General features: G+C 44.5%; 3 protein-coding genes. All 3 read left to right on the plus strand.

The window, feature by feature from the left end; all coding sequences use genetic code 11:
- Nucleotides 1-89 precede the first annotated feature (89 nt).
- Nucleotides 90-647, plus strand: a complete 558-nt coding sequence (gene recO / locus WA010_RS07650) for a recombination protein RecO (protein WP_422556539.1) — start codon at nucleotides 90-92, stop codon at nucleotides 645-647.
- Between the two features lie 56 nt (nucleotides 648-703).
- Nucleotides 704-940, plus strand: coding sequence for a hypothetical protein (locus tag WA010_RS07655; protein WP_422556537.1), 237 nt, complete (start codon nucleotides 704-706; stop codon nucleotides 938-940).
- A gap of 5 nt (nucleotides 941-945) precedes the next feature.
- The coding region (locus WA010_RS07660; RefSeq protein ID WP_422556538.1) for a helicase HerA-like domain-containing protein at nucleotides 946-2206 on the plus strand (1261 nt) is incomplete at its 3' end.

Here is a 2206-nt window from a genome sequence, read left to right on the forward strand (position 1 = left end):
CGATGCATCATTTAAAAGGGCGAAATAAAACTTTCCGATCGATTCGGAGTCTTTGAGATGGGGATGAAAGAGGGTAATAAACTGCTGCCATAGCCGAAGAAAACTTAACGACCCTTTATCGCTTTTACGGTGCTCGCCACAGCCCTATCAATATGGGGTTCAAAATTGATTACGAGGCGGAACATTCCCTGAAATCGTCGATCCCGAGAATGAAAGATGTTATCCACTTAGGCTTTTCATGGATGGGTGAGTATGAACGACTTCGGCTATGGCAGCAGTTTATTACCCTCTTTCATCCCCATCTCAAAGACTCCGAATCGATCGGAAAGTTTTATTTCGCCCTTTTAAATGATGCATCGGCTCGCTGGAGCGATCAAAATCCCAAACGGGTCGCCATCGAATCATATGTACGGCTACTCGATCATGAGGGGCGGCTCCACCGTGAACTCAACTGTTTTTTCTGTGACCACCCTATCGAGAATGATATTTCACTGATTCGGGCTTTTTTACCCGCACATACCAACTGTTCTCATACTTTATCAATCAATCCAAAAGGGTTGGAATGGCTCTATACCCACACATCAACACTTTTTTTGGATGACAAAGAAGTGGATCGTCTTTGGTATGTTGTGAACGAAGGATTTTAGGTACACAATTTGCTTTTCTTAGATTTAACTATCTACACAAATGAGTCAATATGCGAATGAATACACTTACTGAAAAAACTTTAGCTATATATGTACCTAAAATTAAAATCAGAATGGCATCTTCATCAAAAGTAAAAGGTTCTACGCTTGAAGAATTTTATCAAGAAGTAACTACTCACTGTGAGTTACAAAACAAGCATTTTTATAGTGATAAAAATGCCAAAGAAATAGAATCAATAATGATACAAAATCGTCAACTTATCGAAACCAAACTTAGCTTAAAAAATAAATGAAACCTATGAATAATTTAATCCCCATCGCAAAAGTTAAAGACACTTTTCTCACCCTTCTTCCCTCTATGGCGAATCGCCACGGTCTTATCACCGGAGCTACCGGAACCGGCAAAACCATCACCCTCCAAAAAGTGATCGAATCTTTTTCCTCAATCGGTGTCCCGTGTGTCGTCAGTGATATCAAAGGGGATCTTAGCGGTATCGGCGCAGTCGGCGGAAACAACGCAAAAGTGAGCGAACGACTGGAATTTATGGGTCTTGAAGCTGCTTATGAGCAATGCCCTATCACGTTTTGGGACGTTTGGGGAGAAAACGGTCACCCTGTTCGTGCAACCATCAGCGATATGGGACCATTGCTCCTCTCTCGGCTTATGGGGTTGAATGAGACGCAAGGGGGCGTTTTAAATCTTGTGTTCGAAGTCGCCGATGATGAAGGACTGGCTTTACTGGATCTCAAAGATCTCCGTGCTATGGTTCAAAATGTCGGAGAGCGTGCTAAAGAGCTTAGTTTGAGTTACGGCAATGTCTCCACCGCATCGATCGGTGCGATCCAACGTGCCCTCCTCTCCCTCGAATCTCAAGGAGCTGAGATGCTCTTCGGAGAGCCGATGCTCAATGTCCACGATCTCATTCAAAGTGTCGATGGCAAAGGGGTGGTTAATCTTCTTGACGCCACTAAACTAATGAACACCCCTAAGCTCTACGCTTCGTTGTTACTCTGGATACTCTCGGAACTTTTTGAAGCTCTCCCTGAAGCGGGCGACAGCAAAGCACCTAAACTCCTCTTCTTTTTCGATGAAGCCCATCTTCTTTTCAACGATGCACCTGATGTTTTGATTGAAAAAATCGAACAAGTTGTCCGTCTCATCCGCTCCAAAGGGGTTGGGATCTATTTTATTACCCAGCATCCTAACGATATCCCTGAAAAAGTAGCCGCACAGCTAGGTAACCGAATCGCCCATGCCCTACGAGCCTTTACCCCAAAAGATCAGCAAGCGGTACGTGCGGCGGCTGAAACGATGCGCGATAATGAAGCTTTGGATGAAAACACTGCCCTAATGGAACTCGGTGTCGGTGAAGCATTGATATCGTTTCTCGATGAAAAAGGGACACCCAGTATCACCCAACGTGCCCTCATCATCCCACCACTATCACATATCGGACCGATCAGTGTTGAGGAACGCGAAGCACTTATGCGTACTTCTATCGTCGGTGACACCTACGATCAAACGATCGATTCTAAATCCGCGTATGAGCATCTAACAC

The organism is Sulfuricurvum sp. (genome assembly GCF_049305995.1).
Lineage (GTDB): Bacteria > Campylobacterota > Campylobacteria > Campylobacterales > Sulfurimonadaceae > Sulfuricurvum.

Coding starts and splice junctions, on each gene's coding strand:
- WA010_RS07655 (WP_422556537.1), top strand. CDS start 704: ATGAATACACTTACTGAAAAAACTTTAGCTATATATGTACCTAAAATT.